Source organism: Kaistia nematophila (assembly GCF_026343855.1).
GTDB classification, from domain to species: domain Bacteria; phylum Pseudomonadota; class Alphaproteobacteria; order Rhizobiales; family Kaistiaceae; genus Kaistia; species Kaistia nematophila.
Map to the genome: position 1 here is coordinate 275,513 of NZ_JAPKNK010000007.1, position 16,064 is coordinate 291,576.

Annotated in this window: 16 protein-coding genes; 7 read left to right on the top strand and 9 right to left on the bottom strand. The window is 66.9% G+C overall.

Going from position 1 to position 16,064, the window contains the following annotated elements:
- Nucleotides 1-105: 105 nt before the first annotated feature.
- Genes OSH07_RS17360 through OSH07_RS17370 form a run of 3 tightly spaced genes read left to right on the top strand, consistent with a single transcriptional unit; the run spans nt 106 to nt 1,603 of the window.
- A complete protein-coding gene (locus OSH07_RS17360; protein ID WP_266339932.1) occupies nt 106-699 on the top strand; it encodes an RNA polymerase sigma factor in 594 nt (197 codons plus the stop codon).
- The gene (locus OSH07_RS17365; RefSeq protein ID WP_266339933.1) at nt 696-1,154 is read left to right on the top strand and encodes a hypothetical protein; all 459 of its coding nucleotides are present in this window, start codon (nt 696-698) and stop codon (nt 1,152-1,154) included. Before OSH07_RS17360 ends, OSH07_RS17365 begins: the two co-directional genes overlap by 4 nt.
- Nucleotides 1,154-1,603 (top strand): periplasmic heavy metal sensor, encoded by a 450-nt coding sequence (locus OSH07_RS17370; protein WP_266339934.1) that lies wholly within the window; start codon nt 1,154-1,156, stop codon nt 1,601-1,603. Before OSH07_RS17365 ends, OSH07_RS17370 begins: the two co-directional genes overlap by 1 nt.
- 84 nt (nt 1,604-1,687) lie before the next feature.
- Here OSH07_RS17370 and OSH07_RS17375 read toward each other — a convergent pair whose 3' ends face one another.
- From OSH07_RS17375 to OSH07_RS17405, 7 genes are all read right to left on the bottom strand, one after another.
- Nucleotides 1,688-2,680 (bottom strand): glycosyltransferase family 2 protein, encoded by a 993-nt coding sequence (locus OSH07_RS17375; protein ID WP_266339935.1) that lies wholly within the window; start codon nt 2,678-2,680, stop codon nt 1,688-1,690.
- 114 nt (nt 2,681-2,794) lie between these two features.
- Nucleotides 2,795-3,934: a Gfo/Idh/MocA family protein gene (locus OSH07_RS17380; RefSeq protein ID WP_266339936.1), complete on the bottom strand. Its 1,140-nt coding sequence runs from the start codon at nt 3,932-3,934 to the stop codon at nt 2,795-2,797.
- Nucleotides 3,935-3,948: 14 nt separating this feature from the next.
- Nucleotides 3,949-4,704, bottom strand: coding sequence for a sugar phosphate isomerase/epimerase family protein (locus OSH07_RS17385; protein WP_266339937.1), 756 nt, complete (start codon nt 4,702-4,704; stop codon nt 3,949-3,951).
- Between the two features lie 217 nt (nt 4,705-4,921).
- Entirely contained in the window at nt 4,922-6,010 is a 1,089-nt protein-coding gene (locus OSH07_RS17390; RefSeq protein ID WP_266339938.1) for an ABC transporter ATP-binding protein, read from the bottom strand.
- Nucleotides 6,011-6,013: 3 nt separating this feature from the next.
- Nucleotides 6,014-6,916 carry a carbohydrate ABC transporter permease gene (locus tag OSH07_RS17395; protein WP_266339939.1) on the bottom strand — a complete coding sequence of 301 codons (903 nt, stop codon included), beginning with the start codon at nt 6,914-6,916 and terminating at the stop codon, nt 6,014-6,016.
- Nucleotides 6,916-7,800 carry a carbohydrate ABC transporter permease gene (locus tag OSH07_RS17400; protein WP_266339940.1) on the bottom strand — a complete coding sequence of 295 codons (885 nt, stop codon included), beginning with the start codon at nt 7,798-7,800 and terminating at the stop codon, nt 6,916-6,918. The genes OSH07_RS17395 and OSH07_RS17400 overlap by 1 nt, the downstream gene beginning before the upstream one ends.
- 115 nt (nt 7,801-7,915) lie before the next feature.
- Entirely contained in the window at nt 7,916-9,151 is a 1,236-nt protein-coding gene (locus tag OSH07_RS17405) for an ABC transporter substrate-binding protein (protein ID WP_266339941.1), read from the bottom strand.
- A 302-nt stretch (nt 9,152-9,453) separates the two neighbouring features.
- Here OSH07_RS17405 and OSH07_RS17410 point away from each other — a divergent pair, with 302 nt between their 5' ends.
- On the top strand, nt 9,454-10,512 hold the full coding sequence (locus OSH07_RS17410) for a LacI family DNA-binding transcriptional regulator (protein WP_266339942.1): 1,059 nt from the start codon (nt 9,454-9,456) through the stop codon (nt 10,510-10,512).
- A gap of 149 nt (nt 10,513-10,661) precedes the next feature.
- On the opposite strand, the gene OSH07_RS17415 is transcribed toward OSH07_RS17410, so the two are convergent.
- Nucleotides 10,662-12,467: an ABC-F family ATP-binding cassette domain-containing protein gene (locus tag OSH07_RS17415; RefSeq protein ID WP_266339963.1), complete on the bottom strand. Its 1,806-nt coding sequence runs from the start codon at nt 12,465-12,467 to the stop codon at nt 10,662-10,664.
- A gap of 204 nt (nt 12,468-12,671) precedes the next feature.
- Between OSH07_RS17415 and OSH07_RS17420 the strand changes: the two genes are divergently transcribed.
- Nucleotides 12,672-13,190: a sigma-70 family RNA polymerase sigma factor gene (locus tag OSH07_RS17420; RefSeq protein WP_266339943.1), complete on the top strand. Its 519-nt coding sequence runs from the start codon at nt 12,672-12,674 to the stop codon at nt 13,188-13,190.
- Nucleotides 13,180-13,881, top strand: coding sequence for an anti-sigma factor (locus OSH07_RS17425; protein ID WP_266339944.1), 702 nt, complete (start codon nt 13,180-13,182; stop codon nt 13,879-13,881). The genes OSH07_RS17420 and OSH07_RS17425 overlap by 11 nt, the downstream gene beginning before the upstream one ends.
- Nucleotides 13,882-13,910: 29 nt before the next feature.
- Here the strand turns inward: OSH07_RS17425 and OSH07_RS17430 are convergent, their stop codons facing one another.
- Nucleotides 13,911-15,089, bottom strand: a complete 1,179-nt coding sequence (locus OSH07_RS17430) for an aminotransferase (RefSeq protein WP_266339945.1) — start codon at nt 15,087-15,089, stop codon at nt 13,911-13,913.
- 376 nt (nt 15,090-15,465) lie between these two features.
- On the opposite strand from OSH07_RS17430, the gene OSH07_RS17435 reads away from it, so the two are divergent.
- Nucleotides 15,466-16,035: a fasciclin domain-containing protein gene (locus OSH07_RS17435; RefSeq protein ID WP_420909651.1), complete on the top strand. Its 570-nt coding sequence runs from the start codon at nt 15,466-15,468 to the stop codon at nt 16,033-16,035.
- Nucleotides 16,036-16,064 lie beyond the last annotated feature (29 nt).

The window sequence follows — 16,064 nt, forward strand, 5'->3', positions numbered from 1 at the left end:
GCTGCCACGCCGGCGGCAATGCGCTATCGTCTGATCGCGGGCGGCAAGGCCGGCGAAAGCGCCGGCGAGGACGACGGGAAAGGTCGGACGCGGAACTTGGCGGGCATGGATGACCCCGATGACGACACGGCGATCCGCGCCGACCACGCCCTCATGCAGGCGGTGGCCGATGGCGAGGAAGGGGCGTTTGCGCGCCTGATCCAGGCCGAGGCGCCGAAGCTGACGCGGTTCGTCGCCTCCGTGCTCTCCGACCTCGCCGAGGCCGAGGAGGTCGTGCAGGAAGCGCTGCTGCGGCTCTGGAAGCAGGCGGCGACCTGGGAGCCGAACGCCCGGATCGGCACCTTCCTGCACCAGGTGGCCTATCGCATCGCCATCGACCGGCTGCGCCGCCGCCGGCCGCATGTCGACATCGACGGCTTCGACGACATCCTCGAGGACGAGGGACCGTCGCCGGAGCGTCACCTGACGCGCATGGACGACGGCCGCATCGTGCAGGCGGCGCTTGAAAAACTGTCGGAAAGACAGCGAACCGTCATCGTGCTGGCCCACTTCCAGGAGCTGGGCCAGGCGGAGGCGGCGGACATCATGGGGATTGGCGAACACGCCTATGAATCGCTCCTCGCCCGCGCCAGGCGCCGGCTCAGAAGCCTGCTTGGCGGCAGGGACGAGGACGATCGGCAGGAAGGAAAGCGATCATGAGCAAGGCATCGGGAGAGGGACGTTTCGAGCTGGCGAACGGTCCCGCCAACCTGCACGACGCCGTGGATCGCTGGGGGCCTGACCTCAATTTGTGGCCGGATCTGATGCTGGTCCGCCGGGCGCGCGAGGCGCTGCTCGCCGACCGCGACTTCCGCCAGTATCGCGACCGCACGGTGGCGGAGGCCGAACGGCTGCGGCGCGCGGCGAAGCTTCTCGACCAGCGCATCGAGGAAAGCGGCTCGGTCGAGCGGATCACCAGGAAGCTGATGGAGGCGACGGGCGCGCGGGCGATCCACTGGCGTCGCCGGATCGCGGCGCTCGCAGCCGTCATGGTGGTTTCCGCCGCGCTCGGCAGCGTGCTCGCCGACCTGGTCCCGGCCGATACCGATCAGCAGCGGATCGATGTCGTGCAGTTGGATACGCTGGTCTTCGGGCCGTCGGAGGCAGATTTTTGATGGCGTTCAAGATGGAAACCCGAACCCGCCGCGCCTTGCTGTGGGGCCTCCTCGTCGCGTCGCTCGGCGTCAACGCCTTCTTCGTCGGCGCGACGGTGACGGATTTCATCCGCTTTCGCCACGCCGAGGACAAGGGCCCGCGCATCATCCGCACCGAACTGCGCTGGCTGAAGGATCGCCTGTCGCCGGACGCCGTGAAGAGCATCGAGACGCAGCTCGACGCCCTGAAGCCGGACATCCTGGTCCGGCTCGACCGGCTGAAGACCCTGCGGGCCGAGCTGAACACGCTCGTCGCCGCGCCCGTTCCCGACAAGGCGGCGATCGACGCGCATCTGCGCAGCATCCGCCTCGAGGTCGGCGCCATGCAGGAGCAGGTGCAGTCCCGCACCTTCGAGGCGCTCCTGAACCTGCCGCCGGATCAGCGCGCGGCGCTCGCCTCCGACAACTAGCTGTCATTCGTCATTTCGACCCGAAGGAGCCGCGGGCCGGCGAACAAGATCGCCGCGCCGAGAGGGCATTCGGCGGTCGGGCCGCTATTGCGGCTCGAAGATCTCGGGGATGCGCTCGACCTTCTCGGTCGACAGCCCGGTGGCGCGGCCAAGCTGGTTGGCGAAGGCGATGGTGTAGAACGTCCAGCCGAGCAGGAGCGCGAAGGGCACCTCCCGGGCGGGCATGTTGACCAGCTTTCTCTTCGTCACGACCTTCCGGGTCGTTCGCCACATCATCGCGTTCCAGCGCTTGATGGCATAGCGAACGCGCTTCAGCCGGCGTCCGGATTTCCGCAGAAGATATTTCCGGTCGTCGTCACGCCCGGTGACGCCCGCGCGCCAGGCGACGAAGCGGAGGCCGCGCAGCGGCTCATGCCGGGCGCGGGCATTGACGCGGATGCAGGTCTTTCCTGCGTCGAGCAGGCGCTGGTCCAGGAGGCTGCACGAGCACTTGAAGCCTATGTCATAGGGAAAGCCGCCGGCATCGGCGAACCAGTCGCGCCGGAACGCGACATTGTTGGCCCAGATGAAGGCCTGCCGCGCTTCCTGCTCGTCGCCGTGCTCGAGGGGAAAAATCCAGGTGAGGGCGAGCGTGCGCGACAGGAAGTCGTCGTGCTTGAGGAAGGTGCGGCCGCTCGCCGCGACGATTTCGGGATCCTCGAAGGCCGCAAGCAGCTGCAGCAGCCAGTCGCCTTCGGGCGGGGCATCGGAATCGGCGAAGATGAGGATCTCGTTTTCGGCGAGGGCGGCGCCGGCGTTCTTCATCTCGTAGTAGCGCCCGTCCGGCACCGCGACGGCGTGGATATCGAGCGAGCGGAGGGAAGGGCCGTCCTGCCGGATTCGCGCCAGCACCTCGTCATTCGCCTCGGCCTCACCGGGATGCACGAAGATCAGGCGCGGCGGCCGCGCAAGGCGGCCCATGACCGGCCAGAGCTGCGCGGCGAGACTGTCGAGGACGATGCCCAGGACGGCGGGTTCGACGGTCCGGATATTCTCCATTTCGACGACGATGGAGAGGCTCGGCAGAGCATGCGACACGGCGGCAATCCATCCCGAAAAGGAGAGGCCGTGATGGGTATCACGGCCTCCGATTCGGTCAAGGCGACGTCGTCGCGACGGCGCGTGGCCGTCCTGGTCCTGCGGCGGATCCGGTCAGCGCGCCGCCGTCAGGCGGTCGGCGTCGGCCTGGGTCAGCGGGGCAGGGCGATCGGTGGTGGTCGACAGCGTGATCACCTTCTCCTGCGCCGCCGCGTCGAGGATCGACACCATCGCGTCGAGCGCGTGCAGGGCGACGCGGCCCGAACAGCGCGGCTCGCGGCCATGGTCGGCCGCGTCGAGCAGGTCGGCGACGCCCAGCATGCGGTAGTTGGCATGCTTGCCGTCCTGCCAGTTGGACTTGCCGAACGGCGCGCCCGAGGTGTCGACCTCGATATAGTCGCCGTTCTTCTCCGAATAGCGCAGCGTGCCGCCGAAGAAGTTCGGATCGGGCACCAGCATCGTGCCTTCCGAGCCATAGAGCTCGATCGGGTTGACGTGGCCGTGCTTCCAGACGTCCCAGCTCGCCGTCAGCGTCACCTGCGCGCCGGAAACGAAGTGCAGGATGGCGTTGATGGTGGTCGGCGTGCCGACCGGCACGGTCTTGCCCTTCAACGGGCCTTCGGCCGTGACCAGGCGATCCTCGAAGCCCTTGGTGGCGACGGCCGTGACGGTGCGGATCGGGCCGAGCAGGTTGACGAGGGCGGCGATGTAGTAGGGGCCGAGATCGAGGATCGGGCCGCCGCCGGGCTGGAAGAAGAAGCCCGGATTGGGATGCCACATCTCCATGCCGCGGCTGAGCACATGCATCGTGCCGGCGATGACCTTTCCGATCTTGCCATCGTCGAGCATCTTGCGCGCCGTCTGGCCCGCGCCGCCGAGGAAGGTGTCGGGAGCGCTGCCGAGCTTGAGGCCCTTGGCGTCGGCGAGCGCCACCAGCTTCTTGCCGTCCTCGACGGAGAGCGCGAACGGCTTCTCCGAATAGGCGTGCTTGCCGGCCGAGAGGATCGCGTTCGAGACTTCGTAATGCGCCGCCGGGATGGTCAGGTTGATGACCGTGTCGATCTCCGAATCCTTCAGGAGTTCGTCGACGGTCAGCGCGCGGACGCCGAACTGGCCGGCGCGCGCCTTGGCCGCCTCGGCCGAGAGGTCGGCGACCGCGACGATCTTCGTGCCGGGGAAGAGCGGCGCAAGCTTCAGATAGGCTTCCGAGATATTGCCGGCGCCGATCAGGCCGATCTGGTGAACCTTGGACATGTCGAGGGAGCCTTTCAGGAAACCAGGGCCTTGATGGCCGCGAAGGAACGCTCGGCAAAGCGCTTCCAGTCGGCCGGATTGTCATGCTCGGCAACGAGGATCTTGGCGTTCTTCGCCTTCTCGATATGCGGCCAGAGCGCCTTCCAGTCGATCGTGCCGTGGCCGACATCGGCCCAGCCGTCTTCCTCGGCGGTTCCGGCCGGGGCGAGGTCCTTGATGTGGAAGGCGATCGTGCTGTCGGCGAGCTTGTCGATCTCGGCGGCGGCGTCCTTGCCGGCGCGGGCGACCCAGCCGATGTCGAGCTCGGAGACGACGCCGTTGCCGATCAGGTGGTCGATCGGGCGCGAGCCGTCGGCGAGCGTGACGTATTCGAAGTCGTGGTTGTGGTAGCCGAGGCCGAGGCCGGCTGCCTTCGCCTTCTCCGCCGCGCCGGCGAAGCTGTCATGCAGCTTCTTCCAGCCGTCGACGTCGGTCGGGCGCTGTTCGGCGACGAGATAGGGGATGACGATCGCCTCGGCGCCGATGGTCTTGGCGATGTCGATGAAGCGGCTGGTCTCGCCGACGACGCCGTCGAGCGGCGCGTGGAAGGTCGGGGTCACGAGGCCGACGGCGTCGACCTTCCTGCGGTAGCCGGCGGCGTCGTCGCCATAGAGCGGGTAGTAGGGCTCGACCGCGTCATAGCCGATCTTGGCAAGGCCCTCGAGGACGGTCTCGAGCGGCGGAAAATTGCGGGCGGAATAGAGCTGAAACGAGATCTTGTGCTTCGACATGGAGATGTCTTTCTTGAAACCGTTCGTAGGAAGAGCGCCTTGAACCGCAGGCAGTAGAGAGCGGGGGGCGAGGGCCTCCGGCCGGATGGCCTGGAGGTCCGCGTCGGGTCGTCTGGCTGAAGCGCTTCATCCTTTCATGGAAAGGCTGAACCGATCCAATTCTTTATCGGAGCGCGCCGTCGGCGCGATCCGGCGTTCGTCGGACTCGAAGGCCGCGCTAGAGGCGCTGGCCCGTCGCGAGATCGAAGATCGATGCGTGGGCGGGCTGGAAGAAGGCCTCGACCCTGGATGGCGTCTCGACATGCGCGTCGCCGTCGATGCGGACCGAGAACTGCGTGCCGGCGACGTCGCCCCAGACCAGGCTGTCGGCGCCCATCGGCTCCAGCAGGGTCAGGTTGACCGGCAGGGATTTCGCCCCCGCCTCGCGATGCACGAGGTCGATCTGCTCCGGCCGGATGCCGAGCGTCGCCGGGCGGCCATTTTCGGGCGGGGTTTCGAATTCATAGCCGGCGAGGTCGACGAGGCCGCCATCCGCCAGCTTGAACGAGGCGCTGCCGCCCTCGACCGAAAGCGTGCCGTTGATGAAGTTCATCGACGGCGAGCCGACGAAGCCGGCGACGAAGCGGTTGACCGGCCGGCGGTAGATCTCCTTCGGCGAGGCGAGCTGCTGAATGACGCCGCCATTCATCACCGCGACGCGGTCGGCGAGGGTCAGCGCCTCGATCTGGTCGTGCGTGACGTAGATCATGGTCGAGCCGAGCTCGTTGTGCAGGCGCTTCAGCTCGACGCGCAGCTCCGTCCTGAGCTTGGCGTCGAGGTTGGAGAGCGGCTCGTCGAACAGGAACACGTCGACGTCGCGCACCAACGCGCGGCCGATCGCGACGCGCTGGCGCTGGCCGCCCGACAGCTCGGAAGGGCGACGCTTCAGCAGCGGCTCGATCTGCAGGATCTTGGCGGCGCGGGCGACGCGCTTGTCGATCTCGTCCTTCGGCACCTTGGCCATCTTCAGCCCGAAGGAAAGATTGCCGGTGACGGTCATGCGCGGATAGAGCGCGTAGGACTGGAACACCATGCCGATGCCACGGTTCTTCGGCTCCTCCCAGGTGACGTTCTTGCCGCCGATCCAGATCTGGCCGGCCGACACGTCGAGCAGGCCGGCGACCGCGTTGAGCAGGGTGGACTTGCCGCAGCCCGACGGTCCGAGCAGGACGATGAACTCGCCCGGCGCAATTTCCAGATCAAGGTTCTTCAGGACCTTGAGATTGCCGAACTCGATCTCGAGGTCGCGAATGGAGACATTAGCCATGGATCACCCCTTCACGGCGCCGGAAGCGATGCCGCGAACGAACCAGCGTCCCGACACGAAGTAAACGAAGAGAGGCACGAGCGCCGTCAGGATCGTGGCAGCCATGTTCACGTTGTACTCCTTCTCGCCGAAGCTCGAATTGACGACGTTGTTGAGCTGCACGGTCATCGGGAAGTTCTCGCGCCCGGCGAAGATCAGGCCGAACAGGAAGTCGTTCCAGATGCCGGTGATCTGCAGGATCGCGGCGACGACGATGATCGGTGTCGAGAGCGGCAGCATCAGCCGCAGGAAGATCGCCCAGAAACCGCCGCCATCGACGCGCGCCGCCTTGAACAGGTCGATCGGGATGCCCGCGTAGAAATTGCGGAACAGCAGCGTCATCAGCGGCAGCCCGAAGATCGTGTGCACGAACACGACGCCGGGGATCGAATTGTAGAGCGACACCATCGAGAGGATGCGCACGAGCGGGTAGAGGAACACCTGGTAGGGGATGAAGGCGCCGAGCAGCAGCACGCCGAACAGCACGTTGGCGCCCTTGGGCCGCCAGAAGGAGAGGGCGTAGCCCGTCACCGAGCCGACGGCGATCGACAGGATGACGCTCGGCACCAGGATCTTGATCGAGTTCAGCATGCCGACATGGATGCCGTTGCAGTTGAGGCCCGTGCAGGCCTGCGACCACGCCTTCACCCAGGCGTCGAAGCTCGGCGACATCGGCAGCGCGAACAGGTTGCCGAGCCGGATCTCGTCCATCGGCTTCAGCGACGTGACGATCATGACGTAAAGCGGGATCAGGAAGAACAGCGCCGAGATGATCAGGAAGGCGTAGACGCCGTAGCGGGCGGGGCCGATGCGCTTCGGGCGCGGGCCCGAGGGCTCGATAGGCGCGGAGGCGGTGAGGGAAGCCATCAGTGGGCGCTCCTCGGCTGGCGGAAATACTGCACGTAGAGCCAGGGCGCCAGGACGCAGAGGACCGTGATCATCATGACGGTCGAGGCGGCGGTGGCGAGGCCGAGGTTCTGGCGCTGGAACAGATATTCGATGACGAACTTGGCCGGCACTTCGGTCGAGATGCCGGGGCCGCCATTGGTCAGCGCCACGACGAGGTCGTAGACCTTCACCACGGCGGTGGCGAGCAGCACGGTCGCGGTGACGAACATCGGCGCCAGGATCGGGATGACGATGTGGACATAGACGCGCCAGGTCGGGATGCCGTCGACCTTGGCCGCCTTCCAGAGCTCGGTGTCGACGCCGCGCAGGCCCGCGAGCAGGATCGCCATGACGAGGCCGGAGGCCTGCCACATGCCGGCGATGGCGATGACGTAGATCGCGCGGTCGCCGCGGGTCAGCCAGTCGAAGGTGAAGCTCTCGAAGCCCCAGTTGCGCACGGTCTGCTGGATGCCCAGCGTCGGGTTCAGTGTCCACTGCCAGACGAGGCCGGTCACGATGAACGACAGCGCGTAGGGGTAGAGGAAGATCGTGCGGAACATGCTCTCGGCGCGGATCCGCTGGTCGAGGAATACCGCCAGCAGGAAGCCCAGCACCAGGCAGCCGATGATGAAGATCACGCCGAAGATGGCGAGGTTCTGGACCGAGATGATCCAGCGATCCGAGCCGAACAGCCGCGTATATTGCGAGAAGCCGACATAGTTCGAAACCGGGAACACCTTCGAGCTCGTGAACGAGATCTGGATGGTCCAGAGGATGGTTCCGACATAGGCGAAGATCACGATCAGCCAGGCAGGCGTCAGCGCCACCTGCGCCATCCAGAAGCGTAGGAATCGTGGTTTCAAGATAACGCACTCCGATTGCGCGGCGGATATGACTCGCCGTGGACCGGCTCACCCTGACGGCGGCGCCGGATCGAGGAGGAAACCCGGCCGGAGAACCGGCCGGGTCGCTGTCCTGTTACTCAGAGGCGATGATTTCGGCGAACTTCGCCTGCAGGTCGGCCGGGGTCTGCGACGGGGTCGTCCAGAACTGGCCGATCAGATCCTGGATCGAGCCGATCGCGTCCGGGGTCTGCAGGAAGTCGAAGCCCGGAACCGAGGCGCCCTCGGTGGCGAGCAGCTTGAGGCCGGCCTGGGCGCAGGCGTCGAGCTTCGACGTGTCGACGTCGCCGCGAACCGGGACGGAGCCCTTCTTCGCGTTGAAGGCGACCTGGGTCTCCGGCGTCAGCATGGTGTGGGCCAGCAGCGCCTGGGCCTTCTGGGCGTCGGCATTGTCGGTCTTCGGGAAGACGAACACGTCGCCGCCGATCCAGTAGACCTGGTTGCCGATGCCCGGCACGCAGCCGACTTCCTTGCCCGGAGTCAGGCCGGCGGCGATGACTTCGCCCTTGGCCCAGTCACCCATGAAGTTGAAGCCGGCCTTGCCGCCGACCACGAGGCCCGTGGCCTGGTTCCACTGGCGGCCCTGCTGGCCTTCGTCGCCATAGTTGCGCAGCTTGCCGAACGTCTCGGCGACCTTGGCGAATTCAGGCGACTTCACCGCATCGGCGTTGTTGTCCTGATAGACCTTCATGTAGAGCTCGGGGCCGCCGACGCCGAGCAGGACGTCGTTGAAGAGCAGGAGCTGCGTCCAGGCGTCGCCCGACTGCGCCATCGGAATGACGCCGGCGGCCTTCAGCTTGTCCATGGCGGCGAACAGCTCGTCCCAGGTCTTCGGCGGCTCGATCTTGTTCGCTTCGAGCAGGGCCGTGTTGTACCAGAGCCAGTTGTTCGAGTGGATGTTGACCGGAACGGCATAGTAGTGGCCGTCGCGCGAGACCGCCTTTACCAGCACCGGCGACAGGAACTTGTCCCAGCCGTCGGCCTTGGCGACGTCGTCGAGATTGTTGAGCAGGCCCTGGGCGACCAGGTCCTCGAACTGCTTGCCGGTGTTGAACTGCATGGCGGTCGGCGGGTTGCCGCCGACGATGCGGTTGATGCCTGCGGCGCGCGCGGCTTCGCCACCGGCGATCGCGGCGTCGACCCAGTCACCGCCCGCGGCGTTGAACTGGTCGGCGAACACCTTCACGGCAGCGGATTCGCCGCCGGAGGTCCACCAGTGGATGACCTCGGCCTTCTCGGCTGCGACCGACGGGCCGGCCATCAGGGCCACGACTGCTGCCGCACCGAGCAGCGCCTTGGTGAAATGCTTCATGCTTACTCCTCCCGGGGTTCAACGCCTTTCCTCAAAGGCGCCAATTCGCGAACGTCCGTCCGATCCGTCGGACTTAAACGCCCGAATTCTTGTAATCGATTACATCTACCGTATACTCCCCATGGCGGCTGTCAACGCAAAGTTATTTTGCACTGCAAAAGAAAAGATCCGGCTAGCTCGCTTTGCCGCGAAGCGGCTACCGGTGCGGGGAAACGCGACCGGACGGCCAAGGGCCGCCTGGCGAAAGGAGAGTGGAACGGTGCTCGTCTTCATCGGGGAACGTTCCAGGAAGGGATAACCAGGTGCCAACACGAGAAGCGGACGCGGACGGCGCTCCTCGCACCGTGACGATCCAGGACGTCGCGCGCCGGGCCGGCGTCTCGACGGCGACGGTCAGTCGCGCCATCGCGCTGCCCGACCGGGTCACCGAGGCGACACGTGCGGCGGTGTTCGCCGCCATCCGCGAGACCGGCTACACCCCCAACGCCGCCGCCCGCTCGCTGCGCGCCAAATCGACCAAGATGGTGCTGGTCCTGTTGCCGGGCATCGGCAACTCGTTCTTCACACCCGTGCTGAACGCGCTGGAGGAAGTGTTCACCGAGGGCGGCTACGGCGTGCTGATCGGCTACACCCGCCAGAGCCGCAGCCGCGAAACCCACTATGCCCGCGTGATTCGCGCCGGGCAGGTGGACGGCGTGCTGGTCGTCACCGGCAACGTGCCGCGCGACGAGGAATTCGTGTCGGTGCCGGATACCGTGCCGATGTCGCTGATGTTTTCGGAGATCCCCGGCACGGAGCAGTTTTCCGTGTTCGACGTGGACAATCGCGGCGCCTCGGCCGAGGCGGTGCGCTACCTGATCGCGCAGGGCCACCGCCGCATCGCCCATATCCCCGGCGCCGAGGGCGGGCTCGAGGCGAACGAGCGCCTCGGCGGCTATTGCGACGCGCTGCGGGAAGCAGGCCTGCCGATCGACGAGGCGCTGATCTGGCGCGGCGCCAGCAATTTCGACTTCGCCTCGGGCGATCGCGCGGCGCGGGACTTCTTCGCGCTCGCCGACAAACCGACGGCGGTCTTCGCGGCGGCCGACGAAATCGCGCTGGGCTTCATGCGCGCGCTGAAGAACGGCGGCGTCAGCATTCCCGGCGACGTGTCCGTCATCGGCTTCGACGATACCGAATATGCCGTGCACTACGATCCGGCGTTGACGACGATGCGCCAGCCGCGCACCGAGATGGGCCGGCTCGCCGCGGCCGACCTGTTGCGGCGGATGGCGTCGGCGCGCGATGGCAGCCCCTCGACCTCGAAGGTGCGGCTGCCCTGCGAACTCGTCGTGCGCGAGAGCGTGCGGCGGATGGGGTAGGGAAGACCCTCACCCCGACCCTCTCCCGCAAGCGGGTGAGGGGGCTCGCCGAACCCTGTCGACACATCGAGCTCCACGCTGCAAGCGCCGCCGGCCACAAGCCCTCGCCCGCTTGCGGGAGAGGGTTGGGTGAGGGGCTTGCTTGAAGCCTAGCCCGCGAGTTCCTCGCGCAGCATTTCCAGCGTCAGCCATTCCTCCTCGGCCGCGTCGCGCTCATGCTGCGCGGCGGCGAGGCGGGTATTCGCCGTGTCGAACGCCTTGCGGTCGCTGGCGAACAGGTTCGGTCTGGCAAGCGTCGCTTCCAGCTTCGCGATTTCGGCGGTTAGCGCCTCGATCTTCGCCGGCAGCGTCTCCAGCGCGTGCTTCTGCTTGAAGGAGAGCTTGCCCCTGGAGGCGGGCGCCTTGTCGGCGGCCGGCTTCTTGTCGTCCTTGCGCTCGGTTTTGGCGACGGTGCGGGTCGGCGCTGCGGCGCCGCGCTGCGCCAGCATGTCGGTGTAGCCGCCGGCATAGTCGGTCCAGCGGCCGTCGCCCTCGGCGACGATCACCGAGGTGGCGACGCGGTCGAGGAAGTCGCGGTCGTGGCTGACGAGAAGGATCGTGCCCTCATAGTCGTCGAGCAGCTCTTCCAGCAGGTCCAGCGTCTCGAGGTCGAGATCGTTGGTCGGCTCGTCGAGCACCAGGAGGTTGGACGGACGGGCGAGCGCCCGGGCCAGCATCAGACGGCCGCGCTCGCCGCCGGATAGCGCCGTGATCGGCGCGCGCGCCTGTTCGGGCGTGAACAGGAAGTCCTTCATGTAGCCGATGACATGGCGCGGCTGGCCGTTGACCATGACGTTGTCGCCGCGCCCTTCGGTCAGCGCGTCGGCGAGGCGGAGGTTGGCGTCGAGGCTTTCGCGGCGCTGGTCGAGCGTCACCATCTGCAAGTTGGTGCCGAGCTTGATGATGCCGCTGTCGGGCGCCAGCACGCCGGTCAGCAGGTTCAGCAGCGTCGTCTTGCCGGCGCCGTTCGCGCCGACGAGGCCGATGCGGTCTCCGCGCAGGATCCGGGTCGAGAAATCGCGCACGATGGCGCGCTCGCCGTACGACTTCGAGACATCGATCGCCTCGATCACCGACTTGCCGGAAACGTCGCCCTCGCTCGCCAAGAGCTTGACGCTGCCGACGGCGCGGCGCTGGTCGCGGCGCTCCTGGCGCAGGCCTTCGAGCTTGCGCAGGCGGCCCATGTTGCGCTTGCGCCGGGCGGTGACGCCGTAGCGAACCCAGTCGAGCTCCTGGCTGATCTTGCGGTCGAGGCGCTCGCGCTCCTTTTCCTCTTCGTGCAGGACGTTGTCCCGCCATTCCTCGAAGGCGGTGAAGCCCTGTTCCAGCCGGCGCGTCGTGCCGCGGTCGAGCCACAGCGTCGCCTTCGACAGGCGCTCCAGGAAGCGGCGGTCATGGCTGATCAGGACGAGCGCCGAGCGCATCGACTTCAACGTCTCTTCCAGCCATTCGATCGCCGGCAGGTCGAGATGGTTGGTCGGCTCGTCGAGCAGCAGCACGTCCGGTTCCGGCGCGATGGCGCGCGCCAGCGCGGCGCGGCGCGCCTCGCCGCCGGAAAGCTGGTCCGGCGCCTCGTTGCCCGTCAGGCCCAGCGCTTCCATCAGCATGGTCGCGCGATAGGGATCGTCGCCCGGCCCGAGGCCCGCCTCGACATAGGCGCGCACCGTCGCATAGGCCGAAAGATCCGGCTCCTGCGGCAGGTAGCGCAAGGTCGCGCCGGGCTGCACGAAGCGCGTGCCGGAATCCGCCTCGACCGTGCCGGCGGCGATCTTCAGCAGCGTCGACTTGCCGGAGCCGTTGCGGCCGACAAAGCAAAGACGCTCGCCGGCGGAGACGGAGAGTGTCGCGTTTTCGATGAGCGGACGGCCACCGAAGGTGAGGCGGATGTCCTGAAGGAGGAGCAGAGGAGGAGCCATGCGCGGGATGTAGCGGTCGCCGAGGGCGGTAGCAAGGCGGATCGCGCGCCGTTCCGATGCGTGGCTTCTCTCCGCCATCGTCGAGCCCATGGCCGGATCGCCGAGTTTCGCCTAGACTTAGCCAACCCGATCGGCCGGGACGGGAGGACGACCTTGATCCAACGGGTTTTCGACGCACCTGCACAGGCGGAACTGGTCGCGCTGATGCGCGAGGTCGCCTCGCGCGACGAAGCCGCCTTCAAAGGGCTCTATGACCGGACTTCCGCGAAACTTTTCGCCGTGGTCCGCCGTATCGCTGTCAGTGAGGCAGCCGCTGAAGAGGCGCTGCAGGAGGCATGGGTCCGGATCTGGAACCACGCCGACCGTTTCGACCCGTCGGTAGCGTCCCCCATGACTTGGATGACGACGATTGCGCGCCATGCGGCGATCGACGCCATCCGCAAGGGGCCGGAGCGCGTATCGAAGACCGCGGTCGTTATCGACGAGGCGCTGGCCGACACCTTGCCGGCCCCCGGCACGGCGACGGACGGCATGACGGGGGCGGAGTTACGGCGTTGCCTCGAAGGACTGGAGCCCGATCGGCGCGGCATGGTCCTGCTGGCCTATAGCTATGGCTATAGCCGGGAGGAACTGTCGCGCCGCTTCGACAAGCCCGTCGCGACCGTGAAGACGATCCTGCGACGGAGCCTGATCGCCTTGAAGGAGTGCCTCGGTGGCCGATGACGACGATATCGACGGGCTGGCGGGCGAATATGTGCTCGGCACGCTCGAGCGGCCGGAACGCGAAGCGGCCGAGGCGCGCAGCGCGCGCGAACCCCAGCTGCGCGCGGCCATTGGCGACTGGGCGGAGCGCCTGCAGCCGCTGGCCGATTCTGCCGGCGAACAGGCGCCTCCCGCCGGGCTTTGGCCGGCGCTGCTCTCGCGCGTCCGGTCTGTTGGCCCGGCGCTGGCGGAAGGCGCGCGCATTCTGAGGCTGGAGCGCACCGTGCGCCGGCTGCGCGTCGCCACGATCGGTTTTGGCGCCATCGCCGCGGGCCTTGCGATCTTCGTCCTGAGCGAGCGCGAGGTGGCGCCGCCGACCACGGCCGGCATGAGCTATGTCGCGGTGCTGAACGGCGATGGCGGCAAGCCGGCCTTCGTGGCCTCGGTCGATACCGCTTCGGGCACGATCCGGCTGCGCCGCGTCGGCGCCGCGCCGCCGCCGGACAAGAGTTTCGAGCTCTGGCAGGTGCCGGCCGAGGGACCGACCGTCTCGATGGGCGTCGCCGACAACATTTCGGACCTGAGGCCGATGAACGTCTCGCTGAAGCCGGGCGAGAAGCTCGCCATCTCGGTCGAGCCGAAGGGCGGCTCGCCGACCGGCCAGGCGACCGGGCCGGTCGTGTTCGTCGGCGATCTGCTGCCGGCGGAGTGACCGCCGGCGCCCGATGAGGGGAGGTGGCGCTACGCCACCGCCTTCACGCGCGTGGAGATCCAGGCGCCGAGCCGTTCCAGCGCGCCGTCGAGGATTTCGTCGCGCTTCGAGAAGCAGAAGCGCACGAAGGTCGCCGGGGCGTTGCCATCATAGAAGGCGGAGACCGGAACCGCTGTCACGCCGGCCTCCACCGTCATGCGCTGGCAGATCTCGGCATCGCTGCCGGAGAGGCCGAGCGGCGCGAAATCGGCGGTGACGAAATAGGTGCCGGCGCAGGGCACGACGCCGAAGCCGAGCGCCGACAGCCCGGCCGCGAGGCGGTCGCGCTTCTTCTCCAGGTCGCCGGCAAGGCCCGCATAATAGGAATCGTCCTTGCCGAGGCCATAGGCCACCGCCTGCTGCAGCGCCGCCGGCGTCGTGAAGGTGGTGAACTGGTGCGCCTTGGCGATCGGGTCGAGCAGGCGCGGCGTCGCGGTGACATAGCCGACCTTCCAGCCGGTCAGCGAGAAGGTCTTGCCGGCCGAGCCGATGCGGATGGCGCGCTCGCGCATTCCGGGCAGCGTCATCAGCGGGATGTGTTCGCGACCGTCGAAGACGATGTGTTCGTAGACCTCGTCGCAGATCGCATAGGCGTCGTGGCGCACGCAGAGCTCGGCGATGAAGGTCAGCTCATCGCGCGTGAACACCTTGGCGGCCGGGTTCATCGGATTGTTGATGAGGATCGCCTTGGTCCGGTCCGAGAAGGCGGCGGCCAACGCGCCGGTGTCGAGTTCCCAATGCGGCGGCGTCACGCGCACCAGTTTCGGGATGCCGCCGGCGCGGCGGATCATCGGCAGGTAGCAGTCATAGAGCGGCTCGATCACGACGATCTCGTCGCCGGGCTCGATGATCGCGGTGAAGATGTCGGCAAGCGCCTCGGTGGCGCCCGAGGTGACCAGAACCTCGGTCTTCCAGTCGATGTCGAGACCGTAGAAGCGCTTGTTGGCGGCGGCGACGGCCTGGCGGAGCGCCGGCACCCCCATCATCGGCGGATACTGGTTCGGCCCTGCGATCAGCGCCTCGGCAGCCGCGCGCCGCACGTCCTCCGGTCCGTCGACATCGGGAAAGCCCTGGCCGAGATTGATCGATCCGTGCTCGATCGCGAGCCGCGACATCACTTCGAAAATGGTGGTGGGAAGGCCGGTAAAGACGGGATTGGTCGGTTTCATAGGGAACTCCACTCGGCGCGGACATTATGGCGCGTGCTTCGCCGGCGCAAGCAATCGCGTGCCATCGAAGCGCCTTCGGGCGAGGCGGAATTTCTCCCGTCCGTGTCGGCCGTCGTCGTCATCGACGATTTTTATCGAGCTCGCTGAAACTGTTTTGGCGTTGCGCCGTATAGGTGTGTGGAAGAACGCTTCGGAACCAATCCATAAAGGCCATGATCTGTATAGGCATGAGGCTCGCACCCCGGTCGTGCGATCTTCGGCAAGTGTATCCCGTTGCCTGATCCTGGTTTTATTGGCGGCTCCGTGACGCGGCTTCGGAAAAGCTGGATGTGCATCGACGTTCGGGGAGGCCCCCGACGCGACAGGAGGAAGACTGATGTCCCGATTTGCCAAGATCGTTCGTGCCGCCGCAATTGCCGCCATCGCGCTCGGCGGCGCCACCATGACGACAACCCCCGTCATCGCCAAGACCGTGATGGTCGGCGGCGCGCCGATGTATCCGAACAAGAATATCGTCGAAAACGCGGTCAATTCGAAGGATCACACCACGCTGGTCGCCGCCGTGAAGGCCGCCGGCCTGGTCGATACGCTGGCGGGACCGGGGCCGTTCACCGTGTTCGCGCCGACCAATGAAGCTTTCGCGAAGCTGCCGGCCGGCACGGTCGACACCCTCCTGAAGCCGGCCAACAAGGACAAGCTGACCGCCGTGCTGACCTATCATGTCGTTCCCGGCAAGATTTCCGCCGCCGACATCATGAAGGCAGCCAAGAAGATGAACGGCATGGCCGAATACAAGACCGTGCAGGGCGAGCCGCTCAAGTTCCAGGTCGACGGCAAGAAGATCTGGGTCATCGACGCCAAGGGCGACAAGGCGCGCATCACCATCGCCGACGTCAACCAGTCGAACGGCGTGATCCACGTCATCAACACGGTGCTGATACCCTGATCGCCGCTCCCCGCGAACCCGGCCGCGGC

Excerpts from the sequence above, each read along its gene's own strand:
- OSH07_RS17360 (WP_266339932.1), top strand. The coding sequence starts at position 106 with ATGGATGACCCCGATGACGACACGGCGATCCGCGCCGACCACGCCCTC.
- OSH07_RS17365 (WP_266339933.1), top strand. The coding sequence starts at position 696 with ATGAGCAAGGCATCGGGAGAGGGACGTTTCGAGCTGGCGAACGGTCCC.
- OSH07_RS17370 (WP_266339934.1), top strand. The coding sequence starts at position 1,154 with ATGGCGTTCAAGATGGAAACCCGAACCCGCCGCGCCTTGCTGTGGGGC.
- OSH07_RS17380 (WP_266339936.1), bottom strand. The coding sequence starts at position 3,934 with ATGTCCAAGGTTCACCAGATCGGCCTGATCGGCGCCGGCAATATCTCG.
- OSH07_RS17385 (WP_266339937.1), bottom strand. The coding sequence starts at position 4,704 with ATGTCGAAGCACAAGATCTCGTTTCAGCTCTATTCCGCCCGCAATTTT.
- OSH07_RS17390 (WP_266339938.1), bottom strand. The coding sequence starts at position 6,010 with ATGGCTAATGTCTCCATTCGCGACCTCGAGATCGAGTTCGGCAATCTC.
- OSH07_RS17395 (WP_266339939.1), bottom strand. The coding sequence starts at position 6,916 with ATGGCTTCCCTCACCGCCTCCGCGCCTATCGAGCCCTCGGGCCCGCGC.
- OSH07_RS17405 (WP_266339941.1), bottom strand. The coding sequence starts at position 9,151 with ATGAAGCATTTCACCAAGGCGCTGCTCGGTGCGGCAGCAGTCGTGGCC.
- OSH07_RS17415 (WP_266339963.1), bottom strand. The coding sequence starts at position 12,467 with ATGGCTCCTCCTCTGCTCCTCCTTCAGGACATCCGCCTCACCTTCGGT.
- OSH07_RS17420 (WP_266339943.1), top strand. The coding sequence starts at position 12,672 with ATGCGCGAGGTCGCCTCGCGCGACGAAGCCGCCTTCAAAGGGCTCTAT.
- OSH07_RS17430 (WP_266339945.1), bottom strand. The coding sequence starts at position 15,089 with ATGAAACCGACCAATCCCGTCTTTACCGGCCTTCCCACCACCATTTTC.
- OSH07_RS17435 (WP_420909651.1), top strand. The coding sequence starts at position 15,466 with ATGTCCCGATTTGCCAAGATCGTTCGTGCCGCCGCAATTGCCGCCATC.